The following is a 24,868-nucleotide window of genomic DNA, read 5'->3' on the forward strand; positions in this document are numbered from 1 at the left end:
GGGGCTTGGCGCCCGCCTTCATGCATTTGATCAGGATTTCAGGATCTCGACATAGGACGGATCGACCAGTGTATCCAGCGTCACGTCCTTGGACACAAGATCCTCGGCCTGGAACCAGGCCAGCTGGTTTTCGATCGATGTGACGTTCAAGGCTGCGCCTTCGTTGAGGTACATCGCGCCATTGATGATCGACGGAGCTGCCTTTTCCCGCGGACGGTCTGTGTAGACATACTTGTGAATGAGATCGACCATTTCGTTCACACCGGCGTCGCCGTTGGATTTCGAAACAAGATCAGCATCGTAATCGGCAACGCCCCTGGAGAAGGCAGTCAGGAAATCCGTGGTCATGCCTTTCTCGTCTTCCGCGTTCTTGGTCGACGTGAAGACCGTGGTGACCTGATAGTCCGGGATGTAATCAACGACGTTGCCGATGATGTGCACGGCACCGGAGCCCGAGAGCGGCTTGGCGATGTGCGGAACAATGGACCAGGCATCGATCTGGCCGGACTTCAGGGCACCAATGATCGCACCGACCTTCTGCAATGGCTTGAACTTGAGCTCCACGCCTTCTTTCGCAGCAATCGTGGAGCCCATGTAGTGGAAGGACGAGCCGGCCGTCGTGATGCCGAATGTCTTGCCGCCGAGATCGGCTGGGGTTTTCAGACCGCCTTGGAAAGCTGCGTCGGAGGCGAGGATCTTCTGCCCGTCGACACCTTTCTTTTCAGACAAGGCTCCGCCGATCACCTTGATCGCGCCTTTGTCCGCAAGCGAAATCAGGCCGCCGGAAACAGCTGTTACGGCATAGTCGATATCGCCGGAAGCAATGGCGACCGCCATCGGCTGGGCCGCCTGGAAGAATTTGAATTCAACGTCGAGACCGGCATCTGCAAAATAGCCGCGCTCATAGGCAACAAAGCTGCCCGAGTGCGATGTAAAGCGCAACGCGCCGACCTTGATCTTCTTGTTGCTGGCAATCGCAGGGGCGCTCAGCGTGGTGGATGCTGCAGCAGCACCAAGCAGCGTTAGAGCCTTGCGGCGGTTCATCGAGATCATGGTGTCCTCCCTTTGGTATTAACCTCCGGCCATAAAGACATAAAGGAGGCGTTTTGAAAAACGCCCGGCCGGAAAATCATCAGCTTAATCAATTGTTGGACAAAATGCTTAGCACGCAGCCGTGCCGTCGGCCAGACCGTGAAAGACGCAGATCAGTTCCCTTTCGGAAGGCGGACTTCTACCCTCAAGCCAGTGCCAGCTACATTGGAAAGCGTGATCGTGCCGCCATGAGCGTGGATGATTGATCGCGCGATCGCAAGGCCAAGACCGATACCACCGGTTTCTTCGTTGCGGCTTTCTTCAAGGCGCACAAAGGGTTCAAAGACATCCGCCAAACGGTCTTCCGGGATGCCGGGGCCCTGATCAAAGATCTCGACGATCACATCCGCCTCCAGCGCCTTTGCCGTGATCTTGACCGAACCGCCGTAGCGGATGCCGTTTTCTATGAGATTGCGGAAGGCGCGCTTCAAGGAAAGAGGACGGCACGATAGGACAATCCTTTCCTCCACATCAACTTCGCAAGTATGGCCGAGGTCTTGCTGGTCGTCCGCCAGGCTCTCCAGCAAAGCACCAAGATCCGCCTGCTCGGCAGGCTCCTGGCTCGCGTCGTCTTTGGCGAACCGGAGTGCCGCTTCGGCCATGGCTGCCATGTCGTCGAGGGTCTCGATCATTTTTGTTCGGTTTTCCTCATCATCGATGAATTCTGCCCGAAGGCGCAATGAGGTGATCGGTGTTCTAAGATCATGGCTGATTGCCGCCAGCATCCGGGTGCGGTCGCGCACAAACCGGGTCAGGCGCTCCTGCATCTCGTTAAAGGCGGACGTTACGGCGCGGACTTCGCTCGGGCCGGTCTCCGGCAAACTGTCGACATCTTCGCCGCGCCCGAGCCGGCCGGCGGCATCTGCAAGACCGCGCAAGGGGCGGGTGACCCGGCGCACGGCAAAGGCAACGATGCCGATGATCGCCAATCCCATAAGTGAAAGCTGGACCACCAGGGGGATGAAGGCGCCGGGCGGCGGCCGGTAGCTTGTGGCCATGTTCAGCCAAGTACCATCGTTCAGCTCGATGGAAAGGGACAGATCCTCCGGCTTGTTCATGACCCGTTTCAGGTGCCGTGGCCGCTCGGACTTTGGCACGTCGCGCCAGCTTTCCTTGCCGTCATCACCCCGTTTGCGCCAGGACGGGCCGCGTTTTTCATCTGAATGAAGATTGATGTGGATCGTCCGCTCAGACCCAAGTTGCCGCGCCGCGTAGTTTTGCACACGCTGTTCGAACCGGCTTTTGCCCGGCTCCTTTGCAAGCGGCACTTCGCCGGTCCAGAACGCGACATAGCGGGTGCTGCTGGCTTCCAGAACCCTGCTGTGCAGGTAAGGCGGTGTCTCTTCCAGGAGTTCTGCAATGGAGACCGCACGGGCAAGGATGCTGTCACGGGCAAGGGCAACAAGGGCAATCCGGCGCTCATCGTGGAAAATGTAGATCGAGATCGCCTGAACAACCACAATCGCTGCCAGTAGAAGCAGGATGAGCTGGGATGCCAGGTTCCGCGGCCACAGGCGCTGAAAAATCGAGGAGCGGGGAGATGATGCGCTCATTCCACCTGCTCTTTCACATCGGCCGTAAACATGTAACCGCCGCCCCAGACGGTTTTGATCAGCTTGGGATCTTTCGGATCCTCTTCGATTTTCCGGCGTAAGCGCGAGACCTGATTGTCGATGGACCGATCGAAGACGGCCGGCGTGCGCCCCGTTGTAAGATCCATCAGCTGGTCGCGGTTCAGGACCATTTTCGGCCGTTTCAGAAACGCGCAGAGCAGTTGAAATTCACCGCTGGAAAGGGCGACCGCGATGCCGTCCGGATCCGTCAATTCCCGGCGGGTCACATTGAGGGCCCAGCCGTCGAAATGCATCCGGTCCTGTTCGATCGGGTCGCGGTCCTTCGGCACCAGCGATGTCCGTCGCAGCACAGCCCGGATGCGGGCAAGCAATTCGCGCGGATTGAAGGGTTTGGTGACATAATCATCGGCGCCGATTTCCAGACCGATCACTCGGTCCGTGTCATCGGCCATGGCGGTTAGAAGGATCACCGGCATAGAGCCCGTTTCGACAAGATGACGGCACAGCGACAGCCCATCTTCGCCCGGCATCATGATGTCGAGAACAACAAGATCAATGGACGCGGCCTTCAGCGCCTTGCGGGCGGCGGCCGCATTTTCGCAAGCCGTCGCGCGCAGACCGTTCTTCACCAGATACCGGGCGAGAGTCTCGCGGATATCGCGGTGGTCATCGACGACAAGAATGTGTGGGCTCGGATCGCTCACCTTTATCTCCACTCGGTCACGGTGCGAGGCGCCGTTTCAGCACAAGCATTTGCGAACTGCGTTGTATCTAGAGGAAAAGTAATAACAACCCGGCTCCCGTGCGAGCAGAGTTTGTAACAAACTGTATCATCGGCCTGTCCCGTGACAAGTTGCGACACTAGAACGGGTTTTTGCAGGTAATCCTGCGACAATTGCCACCTACCTTGAGCTCATCAACGAACCAAGGAGTTGTTGGAATGAAACCGTTCAAGACGATTGCAATCGCTGCCCTGGCCGCAAGTGTTGCCGGCACCGCACTCACCGCGGGCCTGCCCGCCTATGCCCAGTCCGGCGCGGCAAACTCGGGCGGGGGGCAAAACAATCAGGCAACAGCCGAGCAGAGCTTGGCGCATATGGGTGAACGCGGCGGATATGAGTTTGGTCATGGTCCGCGCGGCGGCCGCCGAATGGCCAACCGGATTTTCGAGCGCTTCGACGTCGATAAAGATGGCGCCATCACCCAAGCTGAGATCGAGGAAGTCCGCACCGCCGATTTTGCGGCAGCAGACACCAACGGTGACGGCGAGATCAGCCTGGAAGAGTTCAAGGCTGCTTTCGTGGAGCGCTCCAATGACCGCATGGTCCGCGTCTTTCAACGTCTCGACCGGGATGGTGACGGCATTGTGACCCAGGCCGAGGCGGATCGCGCGGCCAACCGTATGTTCAACCGGCTGGACCGGGACGGCAACGGTGTCGTTGAGAAGGTGCGCGGCGGCAAACGCGGTCATGACGGCGGCGGCAAGAAGGCCGAAGCCGGCAAGCGCGGCGAGCATGGCAAGCGCCATGCCCACGGACGCCGCGGTGGACCGGCCGGCATGTTCATGGCGGTCTTTGACACTGACGGCACCGGCTCTGTGACCCGTGAGGAGTTTGACGCCAAACGTGCGGAGCTGTTCGCCCGGGCCGACACCAACGGCAGCGGCTCTTTCACCCTGGAAGACTTCGGGCCGCTGTGGCTGGCAATGAATGATGCCCGCATCGTCAACATGTTCCAGCGCGCAGATGTTGATGGCAGCTTGGGCATAACGGCCGAAGAGCAGGAACAAGCCTTGTCGAAGATGCTGAACCGGGTGGACCGGAACGGCGATGGTGTGATCACCAAGTCCGACTTCAAAAGCGGTCACAAGGGCAAGCACGGCAAGCACCGCGACCGGAGCTAAGCCATAAGGAATAGCTTCCTGCGCCCGCCTCTAGGAAGCTGACCGGGTCCAATCCCCCCTTCCCTGGAACCCGGATACAGAGAGGGAGTCGTCCGCGCGGCTCCCTTTTTTGCCGACAAGCTGCACCCCGCGTAACCCTATCTTCAATGTTGTTGGCAGATAGTGCGGTGCCAGATCGATGGGGGACACAATGGCAAAGCCGGGCTTGGGTGAATTTCTGGACGTCAAGATTTCGGACGGCCAGTTTTCAGAAGATGATGTCATTACGGTGCGCCGGTACATCTATGGCGACATGCATGTCACGCTGGAAGAGGGCGCGGGTCTCTTCCGGCTGAACAATGCCGGTCTTGTGATGCCTCAAACCTGGTTCGAGCTGTTTCCTGAGGCGATCGGCGATTTCCTCGTCCATCAGGCAAACCCTCAAGGGTACGTTTCTGATGAAAATGCCCACTGGTTGATCGGTGAGATCACTGCGAATGGCCATGTGTGCAGCCGCACGGAGCTTGATGCAGTGCTGCATGTCCTGGAAAAGGCGCGCCAGGCCCCCCGGTTCCTGGAACAATTCGCTCTGAAGATTGTGGCCGATTCCGTCATTTCAGGACAGGGGGCAACCCGCTCTGGTGCAACCCTGACCCCAGGTGTGATTTTGGACGCGGAAGTTGAGATCCTTCGGCGCGTTCTTTATGCCGGAGCAGGCTGTGGGGGCATCGCCATATCCAAGGCGGAGGCTGAAATCCTGTTCGATCTGAATGATGCCACCAGCGAAGCGGATAACGCCCCGGCTTGGTCAGAGCTGTTTGCCAAGGCGGTTGCCAATTATCTGATGGCGCTGTCCGGTATTGCGCCGCCGCCGAGGGAGGTTGCGCTGGCGCGCGAAGACTGGATCAACAGTCCCGGTGGCTTTGATGGCGGCATTTCCGGGTTTTTTAAATCCATGTTCGGCGGCGGTGTCAGCGGGATCCGCAATGCCTACTCTGATCAGCCGGATCCGTTTGCCGCAAAAGGGGCTGCCATGGCAGCCGGGATTGCGGTGAACGAAGTAGTGACCGAAGATGAAGCTCAATGGCTTGTCGACCGGATTGGCCGCGACGGTGTTCTTCACGAGAATGAAAAGGCCTTGCTGCGCTTTATCCAGCAAGAGAGCCCGGACATTCACCCGGCGCTCAAGCCGTTGATGGAAAAAGCCATTTAAAGCAAATCGCGTTTAAACTGATTCAGATTTCGCTACCACTGTGCTTTGCCTCGTTCGCGAACCCTGAAGCAGCCTGAATTCAATGAAACGCGACACGCTCCATGTCCGGCGCTTAGTCGACCCGCCAGGCTTCCGTTTCGATGATCACCTGGACGTCATCTCCAACGAAACCGTTTTCAACGGCATAGGTCATGCCGAAGTCGCTGCGTTTGACCACGCCTTGAGCACTGATGCCGAGCGTGAAACGGCCGTGTCCAAACGGATATTTGGCGGCCTTGTTGAGGGTGACATCAAGTGTTAACGGCTGGGTTTTGCCAAGGAGGGTCAACTCACCCTCCACGACGCCGGATGTGTCATCAGCCGGTGTGCCGCTGTTAGCAGTGAAGGTCATCACAGGATGGTTGGCAACGTCCAGAAAATCCTTGTTCAGGACATGATTGTCACGGGCTTCGTTGAAGCTCTCAACGCTAGCAGTTTGAACGGTGACCTTCAGATCGCTCAGTTTCTGGGTGTCCATGTCATAGGTGAAGCTGCCCTCAAATTCCAGAAAGACACCGAGCGTGTCCGCATATCCCAGATGGTCTACCATGAACGCGATCGTGGTGTGTTCCGGATCAAGCTCATAGCGATGCGGCTCTGCTTGCGCTGCTGCAGATATGACAAGGCCTGCAGAAATCGTGGCGCCTGTGACTGTCGACTTGAAGTTACCAGCTAATGCCATTTTTCACCCTCTCTTCTCGTTCTCCGGCAAACAGTCCGGACACACTCCGTGTTTAGGAAGCTCGTCGGTTCACATAACGCTTAGACGATCCGCAGCAACCACTCGCTTTGTGATTGTTTGTTTGGTCATTGCGATTTGTGTCGAGAAAAGATCTTCTGGAACCTTTTTGCCGCAAAAGTTGAAAAACTCCGCTGTCTCACTCGGGAAAGCGTGGTGCTAAGGGAGCGCGGTAGTGCTTTCTTAATTTCAGGACTAGTCAAATAATCAGCGTCCAGTGAGGATGTCAGATGACGAACACACGGTCCACGATAGTCAAAAGGTGCCCATGCTGACTGAAGACGACATTGTGCGACGCAACAACGTGCGCATGACCGGCGGTGGTGATACCACGCTTGTCTTGGCGCATGGCTTTGGTTGTGATCAAAACATGTGGCGTTTCGTGGAAGGTGATCTTGCAAAGGATCACCGGGTTGTCCTGTTCGATTATTGTGGGTCCGGTCAGTCAGACGTTTCGTTTTATGACAAGGACCGATACGCGTCTTTGGACGGTTACGCGGAGGACGTCGTGGAAATCCATGACGCACTTGGGCTAAAGGACACGGTTCTTATCGGCCACTCGGTGAGTTCAATGATCGGGCTTTTGGCCAGCATTTCTCGACCGGAGCTTATTTCAAAATTGGTGATGGTTTGTCCTTCACCGTGTTTTTTGAACGACCCACCCGGCTATCATGGCGGTTTTGAAAGGGCTGACTTGGAGGAACTGATCAGCCTGATGGACAAAAACTATATTGGGTGGGCCGGATACCTAGCGCCGCTGGTCATGGGACAAACAAATCCGGACGATCTTGTTCAAGAGTTGAACGACAGTTTTTGTTCAACCGATCCAGTTCTAGCCAAGAATTTTGCTATGGCGACTTTCTTCGCCGACAACAGGCAAGACTTGTCGCGTTCCAAGGCCCCCGCGTTGGTCTTACAAAGCGCTCGGGACAGTCTCGCAGCGCCGGAGATCGGGGCGTTCATCCAACAAAATATGCTGGATGCCGCCCTTCGCATCGTCGAAGCCGATGGTCATTGTCTTCACATGACACACCCAAGGGACGTCGTGCGTGAGGTAACCGCCTTTGTTTCCGCCGCCTGACCTTAACCTGTTCAATTGCGGTCTGATCGTCACGGATGAAGACCGGCGGGTTCTTTATGCAAATTCCTTCGTCTTGAATGAATACGGCCACGACCCCGATCTCATTTCAGCCGAAGGGTTGAGCGCGCTATTCACGAGATCGAGCCTGATCCTGTTCGACAGCTATCTCTACCCGATGTTGTTGCAAGAGGGCGTGTGCCAAGAGCTCCAGGTCATGGTGCAAACAGCCGATGAGGAGCGCGTGCCCGTGCTGATTTCCGTAAAACAGGATACGACCGGAACCGGGCATCATTATTGGGCGCTTTTCGATGCGACGAACCGCTCCAAACTGTATGATGAGTTGATCGAGACACGAGAAAAGCTGCAGGATCAGGCCGAATCTCTTGCCAACCTCGCCAAACGGGATGCGCTGACCGGTCTTTTGAACCGGCGCGAGTTGACCGAACAATTTGCCATGCTGTTGTCACAGGCCAACCGGGCCGACCGTGCAGTCTCGGTGCTTCTGATCGATATTGATCATTTCAAGACAATCAATGATGAGTATGGGCATCAGCGGGGCGATATGGTGCTGAGAGAGTTCGGAGGACTCTTGCAGAAGTCGTGCAGGACCGGCGATGTGGCGGCACGGTATGGCGGCGAGGAATTCATTGTTTTATTGCCGGACACCGGGATAACAGATGCAGCAAAACGCGCCGACCGGATCCATGAAAAATTATCTGGAATTGAGGTCGGGGGGCTCAGGGTTTCCGTAAGTATCGGAATTTCGGAGAAAAAAGCTCCGGTTGCGACCGATGCAGAAAATATGATCAGAAAAGCCGATGAGGCGCTGTACATGGCCAAAAATGCTGGGCGCGGCTGTACACGGCTGGCTGACGCCTGAATTGCATTCACCAAAAATCAGCCCTGCAAAAATTTCCTGTTGCGCAAGGGGGCAAATCGGGTCATACACCCCCTGCCCAAATTCGCACGTGCCCGTGGTCGTTCATGGGATTTCGATGAAATCTCTTAAGGGGTAGCTGCCAAGAAACACCGCCAAGGGGCGGGGCAGTCAATCCGGACGGCTTAAAGCAACGACGTAAGAGGGCCCTTTTGGTCTCTGCCGGGGTTTCCAACCTCCGGGGTAACAGAAGAGGCACTTGTTACATCCTTGCCCGACGTGCGGTTCGGTTTCTCCCGATCCAATCAACGGCATTCCCGACGCGGGAAAGCTTTGCGCATCCATACCACGGTGCTGCATGGCCCAACCGTCGCTGAAGCTCCTTGTACGCCCTCCGGTTCCATCCCGGGGGTGGCGCGCTCGCATCTTTGGCACCCTGCGACGTGAAACTGCAGCGCCTAACAGCGATTTTTAAAGGCGGCTGCAGCCAGACATTGGAAAGGGGTAAACCCCATGAGCGAACGTATCCGCGAATTCCTCCGCCGACGCGACGAGGATGGTCCATGCGTTGTTGTCGATCTTGACATCGTCCGTGACAATTTCGAAGCCTTTGCCCGGTCCCTGCCGGACACGTCCGTTTATTATGCGGTGAAAGCCAACCCGGCGCCTGAAATCCTGAACCTCCTGGAAAGCCTCGGTTCTTCCTTCGACTGCGCCTCTGTCGGCGAAATCGAAATGGTTCTGGCAACCGGTGCCGATGCGTCCCGCATTTCCTATGGCAACACAATCAAGAAGGAGCGGGACATTGCGCGTGCCTTTGAATTCGGTGTCCGTCTCTTCGCCGTCGATTGCGTCGAAGAAGTCGAAAAAATCGCGCGGGTCGCGCCTGGATCTCGCGTCTTCTGCCGAGTCCTGTGTGACGGCGTTGGTGCCGAGTGGCCGCTCTCCCGCAAATTCGGCTGCGACCCTCAAATGGCGCCCGACGTCCTTGAACACGCCCACCGCCACGGTCTCGAAGCCTATGGTGTCTCCTTCCACGTCGGCTCTCAGCAAGCCAACCTCCAAGCCTGGGATTTCGCTCTCGCCATGGCGGCAGGCGTCTTCCGAGAAATGGCGCTGCGCGGCATCGAACTGAAAATGGTCAACATGGGTGGGGGCTTCCCGACCCGTTATCTGAAAGACGTGCCGGGTGTACCGCGGTACGGCGAAGCCATTTTTCAGGCGTTGTCCAAGCATTTCGGCAACCGTTTGCCGTCGACCATCATTGAACCGGGCCGCGGGATGGTCGGCAACGCCGGTTTGATCGAAGCAGAAGTCGTTCTGATTTCCAAGAAATCCGAGATGGATGAAGTCCGCTGGGTTTATCTGGACATCGGCAAGTTCCACGGTCTGGCCGAAACAATGGACGAAGCCATACGGTATCCGATCAAGACCCCGCGTGACGGCGATCGTACGGCGCCTTGTGTGCTGGCAGGTCCGACCTGCGACAGCGTCGATGTTCTTTACGAAAAGACACCGTATGAGTTGCCGGTGAGCCTGTCGATTGGCGACAAGGTCCTGATCGAAGCCTGTGGTGCCTACACCACGACCTATTCCTCGGTTGGGTTCAACGGCTTCGCGCCGCTGGCCTCCTACGTCATCTGACGCAAAGCCATGATCGATATTGTTGACGAGGTGCAGGCGCATGTCTGTGCCCGCGAGGCGTTGCTCGACCTGAGTTTCGGCCTCGACCGGCATTTGAAGACATCGGAACGCCTGAGAGAAGGCCGTCTTCCGGTGTTCGCCTTCACAGCGCTTGACGCTAGCGGGAAGGTTGTTGGCACTGTGCGCCTGTGGGCCGTTGCAGACCGCTGGGGGCACCAGTCTCTTCTGCTTGGGCCCCTTGCTGTGGACCCTGAGTGCCGCGGCCTGAAAGTCGGCGACCGGTTGATGCGGCATGCGCTCAACCAGGCGGCCCTTCATGGTCATGGTTCAGTCCTGCTCGTTGGGGATCTACGCTACTACGAGCGCTTTGGCTTTGCCGCTGGTCTGCTGGAGGATGTAACGCTGCCGGGACCGGTGGACTATCGCCGCTTTCTTGGGCTTGAGATTGCACCTGGTCATTTGGCCGGATTGGAAGGAACACTGTGTGCAGCCGGTGTCCTTGATCCCATCGCGTCCTTTTCCGACGCCGACGATGGTCTTGTGCTTTCCAAGCTCGCATAACTACACTCAGTTGAATTGAAAATTTGCCCGGAGGTCTTGCGCTTCCGGGCAAAAATTGTCATGCCTACAATAGGGTGCAATCAGTGCGCTTTTTGTGTGAGGGGAAACAAGAATTACCGGGCGCGAACATGCATTCGAAGCAGCGGACCGGACAATGAATGGAGCTTTGGAATATGACAGACGACCCGAAGGGCGACGCACCAAAAACCGCAGCAGCGAAACCGGCAACCCGCCGCAAACCGGCTGCAGCGAAAACGACCACCGGGAGTGCGTCCGGTTCGAGAACGTCCCGCACCAAAGCTTCTGCGAGTAAGACAACAGCCGCCGCGAAGCCGGCAGCTGCCTCTGCAGCACGCAAACCCGCGGCGTCCAAAGCTGCCTCTAAACCGGCTGCCACTAAAACAGCGGCGACAAGGGCGTCTGCCGCCAAGGCGGCAGCCACGGCAATCCCTGCTAAGTCAACCGCTGCCAAGCCTGCGACAGCGAAGCCAGCTGCAGCGTCCAAAACCGCTGCACCGGCAAAGGCTTCTGCTGCAAAAACCGCAGCCGCCAAGCCGGCTGCTTCGAAGGCAGCTCTAAAGAAACCCCAAGCGACCAAGACAGCGACGACCAAACCAGCCGCTCAAAAGTCTGCGGTGGCTAAACCGGCCGCTGCAGCCAAAACCGCTTCAGCGGCCAAAGGGTCAGCCGCTAAAACGACACCTGCCAAAACACCTGTAAAGAAGCCTGTGACCCGCAAAGCGCCTGCGAAATCAGCCGCGAGCAAATCCTGGCCGATCCATGGCACGATCACGGGTCCGCTTGTGATGATCGGTCTCGGGTCGATCGGCAAGGGGACACTGCCGCTGATCGAGCGTCACTTCAAATTCGACCAGTCCCGGTTCACCGTAATTGACCCGGTCGATACCGATGCCAAACTGGTGACGGACAAGGGTTACAAGTTCCAGAAAGTGGGGCTAACCCCGGAAAATTACGAGGAAGTGCTGACGCCTTTGCTGAGCGAAGGCGAGGGACAGGGATTTGTTGTGAACCTGTCGGTTGACACGTCCTCCCTCGACCTCATGAAGTTCTGCCGCAACCTTGGTGTGCTTTACATCGACACAGTCGTCGAGCCCTGGCCCGGCTTTTATTTCGACGACACGGCGAAGGCCGCCGATCGGACGAACTACGCGCTTCGTGAGACGGTCCGCAAGGAAAAGAAGAAGAACCCCGGCGGAACCACGGCTGTGTCGTGCTGCGGTGCCAACCCCGGCATGGTGTCCTGGTTCGTCAAGCAGGCGCTGGTCGATATCGCGACAGACACCGGTGTTAAGTTCGATGAACCGTCCAGCCAGAAGGACTGGGCGAAGTTGATGAAAAAGGTCGGCGTCAAGGGCATCCATATCGCAGAGCGCGATACCCAGCGCGCAAAAGAGCCCAAGCCGATGGACGAGTTTTGGAACACCTGGTCGGTGGAGGGCTTCCTGTCAGAAGGGTTCCAGCCGGCAGAACTCGGCTGGGGAACACACGAAACCTGGAAGCCAAAGAACGCCAAGGAGCACAAGAAGGGCTGCCGGGCTGCGATCTATCTGGAGCAGCCAGGAGCCAGTACCCGGGTGCGCACCTGGTGCCCGACACCTGGCCCGCAATACGGCTTCCTTGTGACTCACAACGAGGCGATTTCGATCGCGGACTACTTCACGCTGGAGGGCGGCAAAAAACTGAAGTACCGCCCGACCTGTCACTACGCCTATCATCCGGCAAATGTTGCGGTTCTGTCGTTGCATGAGCTCTTCGGGTCGGCCGGCAAGATCCAGGAAAAACTGCACGTCCTTGATGAGAACGAAATCCAGGATGGCATCGATGAGCTGGGTGTCCTTCTCTATGGGCACAAGAAGAACGCCTATTGGTACGGTTCCCAATTGTCCGTTGAAGAAACCCGCAAGCTGGCTCCGTACCAGAATGCGACCGGTCTTCAGGTCACGTCCGCTGTTCTTGCCGGTATGGTCTGGGCGCTGGAAAACCCGGAAGCCGGGATCGTTGAAACAGACGAGATGGATTACAAGCGCTGCCTGGAAATCCAGAAGCCGTACCTGGGGCCTGTGAAAGGCTATTATACCGACTGGACGCCGCTTGATGGCCGTCCGGGCTTTTACCCAGAAGACCTCGACACCAGCGACCCCTGGCAGTTCAAGAACATTCTTGTGCGGTGACAGACGGGCTCACAAAAACGGACGGGCGGTGCTCCTTCAAAGCGCCGCCCACAATCCGATGCCACCGACCAGGATGAGGCTGAGGGCCCAGACCACATCCAGATTGAACCAGCTCTGGGAGACGAATTTCAGTCCCAGAATACGGTAGACCGCGTAAGCGACAGCGCCGCCCGAGAGGATCATCGCTGCGGTGTGAAGAACGGCGACGCCAAGGGCAATGCCGATGTTGAAACTCATGAGCTGAACAGGCGCACCGTAGTCGGGTCCCGGACCGCCCGGCCCGCAGAGACCCAGATAGATCGGGACAAGCATCAGTCCCGCGCCATGCGCCATGGCAACCAGAAACGACCAGAGCGCAAGGCGGGACGGTTTGACCCGGGACAAGAAGCGCGGGTGGCGCCGGTTGATCACGAGGTAGAGCCCGGCCGCGATCACGAGACCCGAAGCGCCAATTCTGATTTCCCGTTGATACTCGACCAGCACAAACATCGCCGCAAAGGGCAAAAGAATGCCGAGCATGGCGAGCAGGTGGCCGAAGCCGAGTGCTGCGAGCGCACGGAGCAGGGCCGTCCGCTGGCCTTCAAACAGCGCTGCGGATACGGCAAGGGGCCAGCCCATACCGGGATTGATGCCGTGATAAATGCCTGAAGCCACAACGACGAGCCAAAGGCCCGCCGCCGAGGTCATGTAGTCTGACAAGCTCAGTTCCTAGACGGACGGATAGCAGAAGCTGTCGGTTGAGCAGTCCCCGCCCTCAAGCCGGATCTGGTGGCTGCGGTAGCCTTTCGGGAACTCGACATAGAAGTCTGGATCAAGCTCCAGTCCGCCGCCTTCTTGAACGTGGGCGACGACCATCGCGGCACCCCGTTCCCCTGGATAGAACTGGTCATCCCAGGTGGAGTAGAGCGAATTGGTCCAGAAGACCCGCTTTCCGTCGCGGCTGATCTCGACCATCTGCGGTCCGTACCCGAAATCCTTGCCGCTGGGATGTTTGGTTTTCTTGACGATCCCACCGATCTCGACCTTGCCGGCCAGTTTCGGGTTCATCGGGTCGGAGACGTCATACTGGTGCATTTCACCCTGGCCCCAGCACGAGACATACAGGTACTTGTCATCCAGGCTGAGATCGATGTCGGTAACCAGGGCCGGAACCGCGCCAAACCCGGCCAGCAATGGTGGCAGAACTTCGGCATCGGCCGGTTGAGGCGCAATGGTGATGGTTTTCTTGGCTTCGAACGTCCCATCGTCGTTCCGCCACCAGGTGAAAATCGCACCTTCCAGATTGGTCGTGTCGACGACGACACCAACAAAGCCATACTGCTTGACTGGATCATGCGCAGGGCGGATTTCCAGCGCCATTTGATGGTTTTCACCCAGATCAATCGTCTGGATGTTTTTCCGGCCGCGCAGATCCCAGAAGTGAATCTTGTGGCCGTATTTGTTGCTGAGAAGATCTTCCGGGACGATGCCGTTTTCGAACTGCGGCGGTAGCGCCCACTCGGACGAGACCATGTAGTCGCGCGGCAGGTTCCACCAGAAATCATAGTGTTTGTCCTGGATGCCGCGTTCGATCTCATACCGGCCGATGATTTCGAATGTCTGGCAGTCCATGATGAAAATGCCGGGAGGCCCATCCGTTCCGTCCTCACCGCCGCCGCCAAGGGTGGAGACGTAAATGCCTTCTGGACCGCAATGGATGGTATGAGGGCGGGAGTAACCAGTCTTATCAAAGACTTCTTCCGGCTCGATGATCTTGTGGATCTTGGCCTTGAGCGGCTCCTTGACATCAATGACGTAAATCCGGCTCGACCGGATGCCGGGAATAATCAGATATCGGCGCTCCAGGAATGCATGTCCTGTCAAAGGGGAGAGGGCGGAGGAACAGGCGTTCCAACCGAAATGGTGGAACTCGTCGCCCGTGTTGGGCATCATGACGGAGTGCAGAATTTGTCCGTAAGTCTTTGACTTCGGATCGACATCAACGACGGCCAGACCGTCGGGCTGCGAAAAATCCGGGCTCAGCATCAAAGTGAAAGCGAGCGTTTCCGCAGGGGCTTCCATGGCGATTTTCGGCGACGCATAAAACGTCGGATCAGGTCTGACTGTCATGCTTTTCCTCCCTAAGCGCCTGTGCCTGGCCGCCTCAAAATCGGGCGGATTTAACCTCAGGTGACAGGCGCAATTGGAAGTAAACGCGCGGGTTCGGTAGCGGTCAAGAAAAATGCATGCCGCAGCGTCTTCATTTGGTTACTTGGGTTTGCTGTCAAGCTGGTCGGGCTGACCCAGGTCAGGAGCCCGCGGCAGCCTGGTCCTGAAACCTTTTGATCCAGTCAGCGTTGATGCTGTCTGCGAGTTTTGCAACGCCGGGTTGGACAGGGTCTGCGGCGGATGTTGGAAGGCCAAGTGCGGTCAGGCTCTTCTTAAGACCGGCTTGCGGGTCGGTACACAGATCGTTGTAAGACAAGCGAAGCGGCTCAATAGCCTGCTCGGCAAACCAGTCGTTCCAATCCTGATCGAATTGAATGAATTGATCGCGGCAGTTTTTCAATGTTGCAAAATCATAGACCGGATCTGCAGGAGGCGAGAGACGTTCCAGCTCCGAGCCTTCGGCGGCCCTGTGCCATAGGCCGCTTTGTTGTGCTTTGACGAACGAAACCGCCTGGGAGAGCTTGTCCGGTCGTGTGAGGTGAACGAACAGTGTGCGGCCAAACACGGCCTCATAACGATCCTTGTCCGTTGTTTCATCCGGGCGAAGAATGCGGAGCTGGCGGAAGAAGAAGTCGAAGCTGTGCCGCTGAAGCCGCAGTCCGAACAGACCTTTGTTTGCGGTTCCTTGTTCGATCGCGGTATCAATCAAGAGCCTGAGGTACTCCAACTCGCTCATTCCAGCTGGGCAGGAGACGCCGAGATCAGACGCCCATTCTCCAAGATCCGGTTTGTGAAAATAAGACTTCGGGTGGCCTGCAACACCGGTCTCGGCGAGCATTTTACAAAGCAGTGTGCTTCCACTTCGAGGAGAGGTGCACAGTACGTACGTCTGAAAATCTGACATCAAAACGAGCTTTAGAAATCTATGTTGAGCTTACGGGAGGATCCGCAGAACGGTCACCGGTTCGTCCCGGCCTTTTACCTTGTGCGGTCCAATAGGTTCAAGGTCAAGGTTGTCCGAAAGCGAAGCTGCAACTTCTTCAGACGCCGTGATAATCACATCCGCGTTCGGATCGATTTCTTTGCCGAGGCTTTCAAGGCGGGCGGCGATGTTTACCGTATCGCCGATCACCGTGTAATTGACCCGCTCCGGCGCGCCGATGTCGCCGACAACCAATGGGCCGATATGAAGTCCGATGCGAATGCGCACGGGTTTTTCGCCGCGCTCGACGCGTTCCAAGTTGTCCTGACGGATTGCGGCGGCGATGCCGACGGCCGCGGTGGCAGCCGCTCCTGCCGGATTGTCGAGCGTTTCCGGCGCACCCCAGAAGGCCATCACCGCATCGCCGATGTATTTGTCGATCGTGCCGTTTTGTTTGGCAATCTCCGCCCCGATCAGAGACAGGTGGTGGTTGACGAACGCAGCGGTTTCGGCAGCGGACATACCCTCGGAAAGGGATGTATAGCCCGCGATATCGGTGAAGAGCACCGCGACTTCGCGTTCCTCCGGAGGCGTTTCGGTCCGGCCTTCCTGCAGAAGGCGTTTGACCAGGCTCGTTGGAACGTACCGGTTAAAGGCCTTGAGGCCCGCGACCATGGAATTGAAGCCTTTTGAAAGATCGTCGAGTTCGCGGATCGTGCTTGGCGGCAAGTCCTCCACCTTCCCAAGGTTCAAGTCCGCAACATCCTTAGCGGCGATTGACGCTCTTTTGACAGGCACCGAGATCCGGCGTGCAAGAAGACCCGACCCCAGCAGCGAAATCCCAAGCAGGCCAAGGCCGGTGAGTGCCGCGCTCGACAGCTGATTTATGGAATGCTCCAGAAAATCCGCCGGAAAATGAACGCCGATGCGCACGGGCAGTCCCCGGAACCGCCGATTTTCATCCTCCAGGACGAGAAACCGCTTTTGACCGTTCTCGTCATAACCGGAATACAGCGTGTCGCGCGGGTTCAGATCGTAGGTCCGGTTGCCGATCTGCCTGAGTTCAGAAAATCCGGCGAGAAAGGGATCGGGCACATCGTCGACATCCACCAGAGTGTTGTCGGGGCTGAGATCTGCAAAATGATGGTTGAGACCTGGGTGGGCAATGATCTCGGTGGTGCCCACTTCCATCAGGAAAACTGTAACGTCTTCGTCTGAGAGATACCGGGTGATGTCCGACATCCGGTAAAGGGACATTCCGAGGATAATACTACCGAGATACTCATCCGCCTCGTGAAGCGGTTTGACGTAAAGCAAGTACGTGTTGTCCCGTTCTGGAAGGAAGATCGGCTTGCTCCAGAACGAAGAATAGGTCGAGCGCGCCCGGTTGAAGATCGGGGCAACAAGCGGTTCGTCCAAGTTCACCGAAAACGTCTCGGACAAGAGCGTGCCATCGCCAGGGCCGCGGTCAACCATAAGCCCCGCGCCATCGGCGTCAATCAGCAGCGAGAAGGACACAAAATCCAGCGGAGCGAGAGACCCGAAGAGGTACTGTTCGGCCTTGTCGGTGTCATCAAAACTGAGCGTTCCCATGTCGAGCGCGCGCGCTGTGTACCGAGCAGTCTTTCGGATCGCATAAAGCTGTTCGGCAACCGCAGCTTCCAGACCGTCCATGCCATTGTCGATGAGCTCTCCACCCAGCTCCCGCACGACGTCTCTGGAAATGACGGCCTGGACAACAAGGACGGCACCGGCTGTCAAAAGAACGAACAGACCCAAGACAGTTGTCAGGGCCGGTGTTATGCGAAACTTTTTGGCGTGAGACACTGTGCTGGTTTGTCTTTCTTGTTTGCATGCTGCTTGTCTCACCGAGTTAGAATCAAGAAACCCCGCAAGGTCAATGACCCTGCGGGGTTTCTGTCTAACTATTCAGGTGGATCGCTCGCCAGCCCGAAGCAGTGTTTCTTATTTTGCTTTTTCAGGCGTGTCGAACGTGTGGCCGTAATCGACAGCGATTTCGTAGTCCGGGTCTTCCAGTACGGAGACCTCCACCAGATTGCCGGCCTTGTTCAAAAGCCTCTGACAGTCAGGCGACAGGTGACGCAGGTGCAGGCGCTTGCCAGCCGCCAGATATTTGGAAGCCAGCGCATCGATTGCTTCCAGGCCCGAATGGTCGACAACGCGGCTGTCCATGAAGTCGACAACCACGTCTTCCGGATCGTTCTGCGGATTGAACAGATCGACAAATCCGGTCGTGGAGCCAAAGAACAGCGGGCCTTCCAGGCGGTAGACCTTCCAGCCTTCCTTGCTCTTGCCGATCTTGGCGTTGATGCGGCTTGCCGCATTCCAGGCATAGGCGAGGGCTGAGATGATCACGCCGACAACCACCGCGACGGCAAGGTCGGCATAAACAGTTACGCCCGTGACGATAATCATCACCAACGCGTCGGTCAGCGGGATCTTGTGCATGATCTTCAAGCTGGTCCAGGCGAAGGTGCCGATGACCACCATGAACATGACGCCGACCAGCGCGGCAACCGGGATCTGCTCGATCAGGGAAGAGGCAACCACGATAAACGACAAGAGGAACAGCGCCGCCGCGATACCGGAAATCCGGGTGCGGGCGCCGGATTTCACGTTGATCATTGACTGGCCGATCATGGCACAGCCACCCATGCCGCCGAAGAAGCCGGTGACGATGTTTGCCGTCCCTTGAGCAACACATTCCTTGGAGGCACCGCCCTTGGTGTTGGTCATGTCCGCAACGAGGTTCAGCGTCAGAAGGGATTCAATCAGGCCAATCGCGGCGAGAATGATCGCATAGGGCAAAATGATCTGTAGCGTTTCAAGGTTCAGCGGGACCATCGGAATGTGGAACGTCGGCAAGCCGCCGGCAATGGACGCAAGATCGCCAACTGAACGGGTGTCCAGGCCAAGGCCCAGGACCAGGCCGGAAACAACGAGAATGCCCGCAAGTGGTGCTGGAAACGCCTTTGTAAATCTGGGGAGCAGGTAAATCACAGCCATGGTCAACGCGATCAGGCCAAGCATCAGATAGAGCTGCGAGCCGGTCATCCATTCCTGGCCGCCGGCACCGTCCGGAACCTTGAACTGGCCGAGCTGGGCAAGGAAAATCACGATGGCAAGGCCGTTGACGAAGCCGAGCATGACCGGGTGCGGCACCATGCGGATGAACTTGCCCCAGCGCAATACGCCAACGGCGATCTGAATGATCCCCATTAACACGACGGTGGCGAAAAGGTATTCAACACCGTGTTGGGCAACAAGCGAGACCATCACGACGGCAAGTGCGCCGGTTGCGCCGGAGATCATGCCCGGGCGGCCGCCGATGCAGGCTGTGATCAGACCGACAAAAAAAGCGGCATAGAGGCCAACCAGTGGATTGACGCCCGCCACAAAAGCGAAAGCAACGGCTTCCGGCACCAATGCGAGTGCAACGGTCAGGCCGGCAAGGAGTTCGGTTTTGATGCGCGCAGCATCGAGTTTTGTCGATTGAACAGGCGCAACGGCCTCGGCTCGTCCGGTCAAGGCGGGCTCCAACATATCTAGCGTGTGTTTGGCAGGTCTTGGGCCGCGGTTTGGCCCCCCACGGCAGACTGACCTCAGTCAAGTTGCTTGTCTTTTACTGGAAATATTGCGCCGCAGCAAGGCGCGCTGTGCCGGGCAGCCATGCAACGGCGGGAACCCGCCGGTTTCAACAAATACTCCCTGTAAGAAATGCTTAGAATTTCGAGAAGTATTTCTGAAAGTTCTTGGGTTTTGAAATCATTATCTTTTTTGTGATTTTTAATCTTATTGTACGAAAAGAAAAATGGTGCGGCGGAATACGCAGTTCATGTTGTGTCGTTTCTATACATATTGCTTTGTGGTGTTGGTTTGGGCTGCTCCTTCTCGGGCAGAGCAGGACACGCTCGTGATTTCGACGATCGAGAACTCGCCGTTGACCGAGATTGTCGAGATCATCATGACACAAGCCTATGACCGCTTGGGCATTCCGATTGAGATCTATCCAACGTCTGGAAACAGGTCTTTGGTGGTGTCCTCAAGCGGCAAGGTTGATGGCGAGCTTGTTCGAATTGGTGCAGTCAAAGAGCATTATCCCACCTTGGTGCAAGTGCCGGTCCCAAACATGGAATTGAAAGGGGTCGTCTATGTGCGCGCCGCCGACAAAGATCAGATAGTAACCGGAAATCTTGCAAAGCTGCGTGTGGGCTATCTGGAAGGTATCGTTCAAGCCGAACAGTTCACACAGGGTTTTGAGAACTTGTGGGCCGGACAATCGGAGATCGAGCTATTTCGTCTGCTGGCGGCTGGCCGTCTCGATGCGGTCGTCAGTGATCAAATCGACGGCGCGCTGGCCATTGCCGAACTTGGTCTGACAAATGTCGTTCCCCTGGGGCGGCCATTCCAGGTGGAACCGATGTTTCACTATCTGCATGAAAAGCATGCGGCGCTGGCACCGCAACTGGCCGCTGTTCTGGCAGAAATGCGTGGTAGCGGTGAGTTGGAGACAATCGTGGAGACCGCACTGGAAGCCATGATCACCGGTCAAGGCAACCCTAGCGCCGATTAGTTTTGCTCTGCTGTCCTCCGGCAGATCAGTCCGGACGCCACGTCCATATTGGCCAGTTCCCCGGAATGCCCTTGAGTTGGTGTTCACCGGCGAGGGTCAGTTCTATTTCATCTGACGTTTGCGCAACGCCGGTGTCGGCGATGATCGCAGCATTCAGGTCCTTGCCCAGTGTTTCCAGCCGGGCCGCCCGATTGACGGTTTCCCCGTAAACAGTGAACGCCTGGCGCTCAGAGGAACCGACACTGCCCGCCGCTAGCGGGCCACTGGCGAGGCCAACACGCAATTGGAACCCTTCAGAATGCGCATGGGCAACCAGATCCCGGGCGCAGGCCAATGCGGCGCGTTCCGGGGTTTCTATCGGAATAGGCGTGTTGAAACTTGCCAGCAAACCATCGCCGGTGAACAGAATGACCACACCGTTATGTGTGGCAACGCTGGTTGCCGCCAGATCGAGGAAGTCGTTCAGACGTCCGATGACTTCGGTCGGAGGCTTGCCGGACGCGAAGTCGGAAAACCCGGCAATATCGGCGATCAACACCACGCCGTGCACCTCTTGCGGGACCATCGCCTGAGTGTCGTTGACCAGACGCATCGCCACGGCTTCCGGGACGTATTTTCCAAGAACGCTGGTTGCGCGCTCTCTTGTTGCCTGCGCCTCCTCGCGCGCTTGCTCAGCTCTAAGCTGCGCAAAAAACACGCGCCGTGCGCGATAGACAGCGAGAGCCAGCACGGCTGAGGCGAGAAACAGCATACCGGCTTCCCCGATCCGGTTTCCGGTGCCCGCAAACTCGGTCGACAGGAAGAGGGTTTCGTAGTCCGCAGTGGTTGGATTGTCTGGAAAATCACGCCACTCGATGATGCGCGGCATATCCTGCAGGACCCACCAGTAGGCCGTGAACCAGCCTGCCAAAGCAACAAAACCGCTCCACAAGACCAGACGCCAGGACAACGAAAGACAGGCCATGGCGATCAGTGGAAAAAGGAAGTGAATGCCATAGGCCCGAAACGCGATGATCTGGGGAATGTCCTGGCCCTGGCGCAGGGGGAGGAGGGCGAAGGCGGCGCAAACGGCGAGGATGTCGATGGTGTAAATCGTATACTTCAGCCACCAGCGGTCCAGGCGCGTTCCGATGAAAAAATAGGCGATCACGCCATAGATCGTGAGGCTCGCCAATATGCCCATTGCCGTGAGAGAAACTGTGGCCCCGATCATGGTTGTTGCAGCAACCCAATAGACAGCACAGACCCCAATGACCGCTGTTCGGCACAGGACTGCAAGCTTGAGCCCGGCCCGTTCAGCGGTCTCGAGGCGCGACATCTCCTCGGCTGATGCTTGAGCCCTGCTGGAAGCGGCTCTTTGTGTGTCAGGCGGCGCAGTTTCTGCCAAGCAAGGTCCAGTCTAATGCGGCAACAGGAATGCTACTGGACAATGATAGGGGCGGTTGCGGCGAAGTCGATGTCTTGAAACAAACAAGGATCATCATTCCTACGTGTGTTCAGGAGGCCAAGCTATGGACGTGTCAAACAAACATCGCCCGGCCACCAATCCAAAGGGCGCTATTGCGAAGGTGTTCGCGGTGTTCCCGAAGCAGCGGATTGCCCACCAATACTAGCCCCCAGAAGAGCAGCGGCTCCAGCAAGGCCTGCACCGTCACCACCCACAACAGTGTTCGGCACGAGTTTGCCGACGAGACCGACGAGCTCCGGTTTGCGTTCCAGCGATGTCAGGAGCTTTTCCAGTGCCTGCAAGAGTGCAACCCGGTCCTGACCGAGAACGTCAACTTGAGCGCGCTGACCGCGGGCCAGTTCCTCCAGATATTGCCGTTCTGCCCGGCCGAGAGCTGCGCGCTCCTGTTCGCGCTGATTGGCGACTTGCACAGCGATCTGGGCTTCGACCAAACGGGGTTGCTCGTCAGCAGTTGAGCGGGCTTGTTCGGTCTCGATCCTCTTTTGCTGCGCGTCCGTTTCGCGTTCATAAGCGGTCGAGAGCTGGTCGGCCAATTGAACCCGGAGACGGGACACCAGAAGTTCCGGCGGGATAGCCGGTTCACCGAGCCGGATTTCACGAATGTTCACGCCGGCCTTGTTGCCTTCGATCTTGATCTGTTGCTCGATGGTTTGCTCAAGCGCATCACGGTTTTCAATGAGATCCAGAACCCGTGTCGGGCGTACCGTGAACTGTGCTGGTTCGACGGGCGTTCCATCAGCGTTCTTGTCCGGGACCCGGATGGAGGCGCCCGCGACATTGCGCACGATCGACCGGATTGCCGGCGTCAAAATACGGTTCTCGATCTCGCCCAAACCGCCGACCGAGCCAACCACGACCGGCGCGTTTGTCGGGTCAACCTGCACGAGCGCGCGGAGTTCCAGTGGAATATCCCAGCCCTCGACTTTGACATAGACGGCCCGGTCAGCTGCATCATCCGGGATGCGCTCCTGAACGGAGCGCTCGTTCTGCTGAATGTTGCCCTGTTGATCCACGGAGAGGTCGATGATGCGTTTGGTATATCCGCCCTTGTATTCCCAGGTCTGCACCCGCGTATCGACCAGCGTGACTTCATAGGCCTGACGGTTGAGATAATAGGCTCCCGGAAAGAGGGGTTCTTTCCAGATTCCAACGCAGCCGCGCGGAACCAGCGGAACGGTCAACGCTTCGCGCGAGGCTGTTGAGGCTGAGACTTCTTCCTCTACACAATTGATCCCGGGTTGGCTGACATTCGATTTGACCACACCCACATGCCCTGCCGGGATGATGGTGGCATTCGTGTTTTCATCGAGCCGCAAGTCAAAGAGATACCGGTTCAAGCGGTATTGGCCCGGCTTCAGAACCGTTTCCTGAGGCCCCCGAAGCCCCCCCTTTGTCAGAAAACTCTCGGCTTTGAGCATGTCGCCGACTTCTGAATCGGAGATTGCGGGCGCCATGAACATGCCTGAGGGCATGGCCGCCCCGTCAAGCGCCGTCAGCTGACCGTAATACCCTTCCGGAATGGAGACGACATCCCATTCCTCAAAATCGTAAAGGACCCTGACCAGCGGAATGAAATGAAAGCCGGGTCCGAGGATCTGGGCTTGCGGGCCTTTTTCGCCTTCAAGCGCGATGATCCGGCCTTCGGGCAGCTCTTTAAATGCATAGATGCGCTTGAGGTGGCCAACGCTGTTTGCATCGACGAACACAAAAGACGTCGACATCAACATGAAGCCGCCGATGAGCACGAGAAAAACGCCGACTGGCTTTCCCGTAAGGATCTTTGAAACTCGGGAACTGCCGGCAGCCGGACCTCCCCGTCTGAGCAAGGCGCTGGCTCCCAGCACGATGGCGACCAAGCCGATGATAACGCCAAGCATAATCTATCCTCCGGTATGAGAGCCCGGCGGAAGTTGCCGGTTGTGACTCATAATGGTGAAAACCATAAGAGGGCCCCATGAAGGGAATGTTAAATGAAAATTCAATGCGCGCCGAGCCTGCCGGTGGCTAACAGGGAGATTTTGGAAATTTACGTAAGGTAGAAAAGGCCATATACTGCAATTTAAGCGATATAATATTAAATGTTCGCCTCTGGGCTCTTTGAGAGGAGCTGCGCGTGACAAGAATTGATTGTTTGCAAACACTTCTATGGGTCATCTGTTTTGTCCTGTCTCTGACCATAGGGCTGCCAGACCGTGCCGCGTCGGAGACCTATTTCAAGTTCACCGCCGTTGAGGGGATGCGCCACAATATGGAGGGGCTGAGGCTGCTCCGTGAGGCCTACGCGGCGATTGGTGTAGAGTTTTCCGTGCTTTACCTCACGCCCAACCGGTCCATCCAAGAGGTTGAAAGCGGCGCAGCGGATGGTGAATTGCTGAGAATCCGGCAGGTCGGTCACCACTTTACCGAGATTGTCCGGGTTGAGATCCCGGTTATTTCCCTCCCCATCTATGCTTATACAAATGATCCGCAACTGGCCGGTCTTGCGCTGGACGAGATGGGCCGCTACCGGGTCGGGTATGTCGATGGTGCATTGTTCGCACAGCGCATGACCGCAAAACTCCCGGACGTCACGCCCGTTGAAAGCCCGGACATTCTGTTCAAGATGCTGGAGTTGGATCGCCTGGACATTGTGATCGCTGCCGAGAATCCCGGTGATGCCGTCATGCAAGCCGTTGGCAATGGGCGGATCTACAAGGGATCAAAGCAGCTTCGTTCAGTCGAATTCTATCATTACCTAAATCGGCGTCACCGTGCGCTGGTTCCACGGATCGAGTGGATTCTAGCCGAATTGAAAGAGGGCAGAACCCTGGTGACACATTCAATGGAGCGCTAGGTTCCAACG

The 24,868-nt window shown here is 57.2% G+C and carries 20 protein-coding genes; 9 read left to right on the top strand and 11 right to left on the bottom strand.

What is annotated here, in order from left to right; all coding sequences use genetic code 11:
* Nucleotides 1-30: 30 nt before the first annotated feature.
* The 3 genes from RBB44_RS22970 to RBB44_RS22980 form a co-directional block, all read right to left on the bottom strand.
* A complete protein-coding gene (locus tag RBB44_RS22970; protein WP_306150338.1) occupies nucleotides 31-1,053 on the bottom strand; it encodes an ABC transporter substrate-binding protein in 1,023 nt (340 codons plus the stop codon).
* A 152-nt stretch (nucleotides 1,054-1,205) separates the two neighbouring features.
* Nucleotides 1,206-2,645: an ATP-binding protein gene (locus RBB44_RS22975; RefSeq protein WP_306150339.1), complete on the bottom strand. Its 1,440-nt coding sequence runs from the start codon at nucleotides 2,643-2,645 to the stop codon at nucleotides 1,206-1,208.
* Nucleotides 2,642-3,370 carry a response regulator gene (locus RBB44_RS22980; RefSeq protein WP_306150340.1) on the bottom strand — a complete coding sequence of 243 codons (729 nt, stop codon included), beginning with the start codon at nucleotides 3,368-3,370 and terminating at the stop codon, nucleotides 2,642-2,644. Before RBB44_RS22980 ends, RBB44_RS22975 begins: the two co-directional genes overlap by 4 nt.
* 236 nt (nucleotides 3,371-3,606) lie before the next feature.
* On the opposite strand from RBB44_RS22980, the gene RBB44_RS22985 reads away from it, so the two are divergent.
* Both RBB44_RS22985 and RBB44_RS22990 read left to right on the top strand, forming a co-directional pair.
* Nucleotides 3,607-4,569 carry an EF-hand domain-containing protein gene (locus tag RBB44_RS22985; protein WP_306150341.1) on the top strand — a complete coding sequence of 321 codons (963 nt, stop codon included), beginning with the start codon at nucleotides 3,607-3,609 and terminating at the stop codon, nucleotides 4,567-4,569.
* A 190-nt stretch (nucleotides 4,570-4,759) separates the two neighbouring features.
* Nucleotides 4,760-5,761 carry a hypothetical protein gene (locus RBB44_RS22990; RefSeq protein WP_306150342.1) on the top strand — a complete coding sequence of 334 codons (1,002 nt, stop codon included), beginning with the start codon at nucleotides 4,760-4,762 and terminating at the stop codon, nucleotides 5,759-5,761.
* 112 nt (nucleotides 5,762-5,873) lie between these two features.
* Here RBB44_RS22990 and RBB44_RS22995 read toward each other — a convergent pair whose 3' ends face one another.
* Nucleotides 5,874-6,482, bottom strand: a complete 609-nt coding sequence (locus tag RBB44_RS22995; protein WP_306150343.1) for a YceI family protein — start codon at nucleotides 6,480-6,482, stop codon at nucleotides 5,874-5,876.
* A gap of 325 nt (nucleotides 6,483-6,807) precedes the next feature.
* Here RBB44_RS22995 and RBB44_RS23000 point away from each other — a divergent pair, with 325 nt between their 5' ends.
* From RBB44_RS23000 to RBB44_RS23020, 5 genes are all read left to right on the top strand, one after another.
* On the top strand, nucleotides 6,808-7,620 hold the full coding sequence (locus RBB44_RS23000; RefSeq protein ID WP_306150344.1) for an alpha/beta fold hydrolase: 813 nt from the start codon (nucleotides 6,808-6,810) through the stop codon (nucleotides 7,618-7,620).
* Nucleotides 7,604-8,500 (top strand): sensor domain-containing diguanylate cyclase, encoded by an 897-nt coding sequence (locus tag RBB44_RS23005; protein WP_306150345.1) that lies wholly within the window; start codon nucleotides 7,604-7,606, stop codon nucleotides 8,498-8,500. Before RBB44_RS23000 ends, RBB44_RS23005 begins: the two co-directional genes overlap by 17 nt.
* Before the next feature lie 510 nt (nucleotides 8,501-9,010).
* On the top strand, nucleotides 9,011-10,141 hold the full coding sequence (locus tag RBB44_RS23010; protein WP_306150346.1) for a type III PLP-dependent enzyme: 1,131 nt from the start codon (nucleotides 9,011-9,013) through the stop codon (nucleotides 10,139-10,141).
* A 9-nt stretch (nucleotides 10,142-10,150) separates the two neighbouring features.
* Complete coding sequence (locus tag RBB44_RS23015; RefSeq protein ID WP_306150347.1) at nucleotides 10,151-10,702, top strand: GNAT family N-acetyltransferase; 552 nt, start codon at nucleotides 10,151-10,153, stop codon at nucleotides 10,700-10,702.
* 806 nt (nucleotides 10,703-11,508) lie between these two features.
* Nucleotides 11,509-12,894 (top strand): homospermidine synthase, encoded by a 1,386-nt coding sequence (locus tag RBB44_RS23020; RefSeq protein WP_306150374.1) that lies wholly within the window; start codon nucleotides 11,509-11,511, stop codon nucleotides 12,892-12,894.
* Between the two features lie 36 nt (nucleotides 12,895-12,930).
* On the opposite strand, the gene RBB44_RS23025 is transcribed toward RBB44_RS23020, so the two are convergent.
* The 5 genes from RBB44_RS23025 to RBB44_RS23045 all read right to left on the bottom strand — a co-directional run bounded on the left by RBB44_RS23025 (nucleotide 12,931) and on the right by RBB44_RS23045 (nucleotide 19,528).
* Nucleotides 12,931-13,593 carry a hypothetical protein gene (locus RBB44_RS23025; protein WP_306150348.1) on the bottom strand — a complete coding sequence of 221 codons (663 nt, stop codon included), beginning with the start codon at nucleotides 13,591-13,593 and terminating at the stop codon, nucleotides 12,931-12,933.
* 9 nt (nucleotides 13,594-13,602) lie between these two features.
* The gene (locus RBB44_RS23030; protein WP_306150349.1) at nucleotides 13,603-15,003 is read right to left on the bottom strand and encodes a selenium-binding protein SBP56-related protein; all 1,401 of its coding nucleotides are present in this window, start codon (nucleotides 15,001-15,003) and stop codon (nucleotides 13,603-13,605) included.
* Nucleotides 15,004-15,181: 178 nt separating this feature from the next.
* A complete protein-coding gene (locus tag RBB44_RS23035; RefSeq protein ID WP_306150350.1) occupies nucleotides 15,182-15,946 on the bottom strand; it encodes a Stf0 family sulfotransferase in 765 nt (254 codons plus the stop codon).
* A gap of 30 nt (nucleotides 15,947-15,976) precedes the next feature.
* Nucleotides 15,977-17,791 carry an adenylate/guanylate cyclase domain-containing protein gene (locus RBB44_RS23040; protein ID WP_306150351.1) on the bottom strand — a complete coding sequence of 605 codons (1,815 nt, stop codon included), beginning with the start codon at nucleotides 17,789-17,791 and terminating at the stop codon, nucleotides 15,977-15,979.
* Between the two features lie 138 nt (nucleotides 17,792-17,929).
* Nucleotides 17,930-19,528, bottom strand: coding sequence for a SulP family inorganic anion transporter (locus RBB44_RS23045; protein ID WP_306150352.1), 1,599 nt, complete (start codon nucleotides 19,526-19,528; stop codon nucleotides 17,930-17,932).
* Between the two features lie 370 nt (nucleotides 19,529-19,898).
* On the opposite strand from RBB44_RS23045, the gene RBB44_RS23050 reads away from it, so the two are divergent.
* Complete coding sequence (locus RBB44_RS23050) at nucleotides 19,899-20,558, top strand: ABC transporter substrate-binding protein (RefSeq protein WP_306150353.1); 660 nt, start codon at nucleotides 19,899-19,901, stop codon at nucleotides 20,556-20,558.
* Nucleotides 20,559-20,583: 25 nt separating this feature from the next.
* On the opposite strand, the gene RBB44_RS23055 is transcribed toward RBB44_RS23050, so the two are convergent.
* Together RBB44_RS23055 and RBB44_RS23060 are read right to left on the bottom strand one after the other, a co-directional pair.
* A complete protein-coding gene (locus RBB44_RS23055) occupies nucleotides 20,584-21,876 on the bottom strand; it encodes an adenylate/guanylate cyclase domain-containing protein (protein WP_306150354.1) in 1,293 nt (430 codons plus the stop codon).
* A 239-nt stretch (nucleotides 21,877-22,115) separates the two neighbouring features.
* Nucleotides 22,116-23,903 (bottom strand): SPFH domain-containing protein, encoded by a 1,788-nt coding sequence (locus tag RBB44_RS23060; RefSeq protein ID WP_306150355.1) that lies wholly within the window; start codon nucleotides 23,901-23,903, stop codon nucleotides 22,116-22,118.
* Between the two features lie 236 nt (nucleotides 23,904-24,139).
* Here RBB44_RS23060 and RBB44_RS23065 point away from each other — a divergent pair, with 236 nt between their 5' ends.
* Entirely contained in the window at nucleotides 24,140-24,859 is a 720-nt protein-coding gene (locus RBB44_RS23065; protein ID WP_306150356.1) for a hypothetical protein, read from the top strand.
* Nucleotides 24,860-24,868: the final 9 nt, after the last annotated feature.

Source organism: Roseibium sp. MMSF_3247, from assembly GCF_030733765.1.
Taxonomy (GTDB): domain Bacteria; phylum Pseudomonadota; class Alphaproteobacteria; order Rhizobiales; family Stappiaceae; genus Roseibium.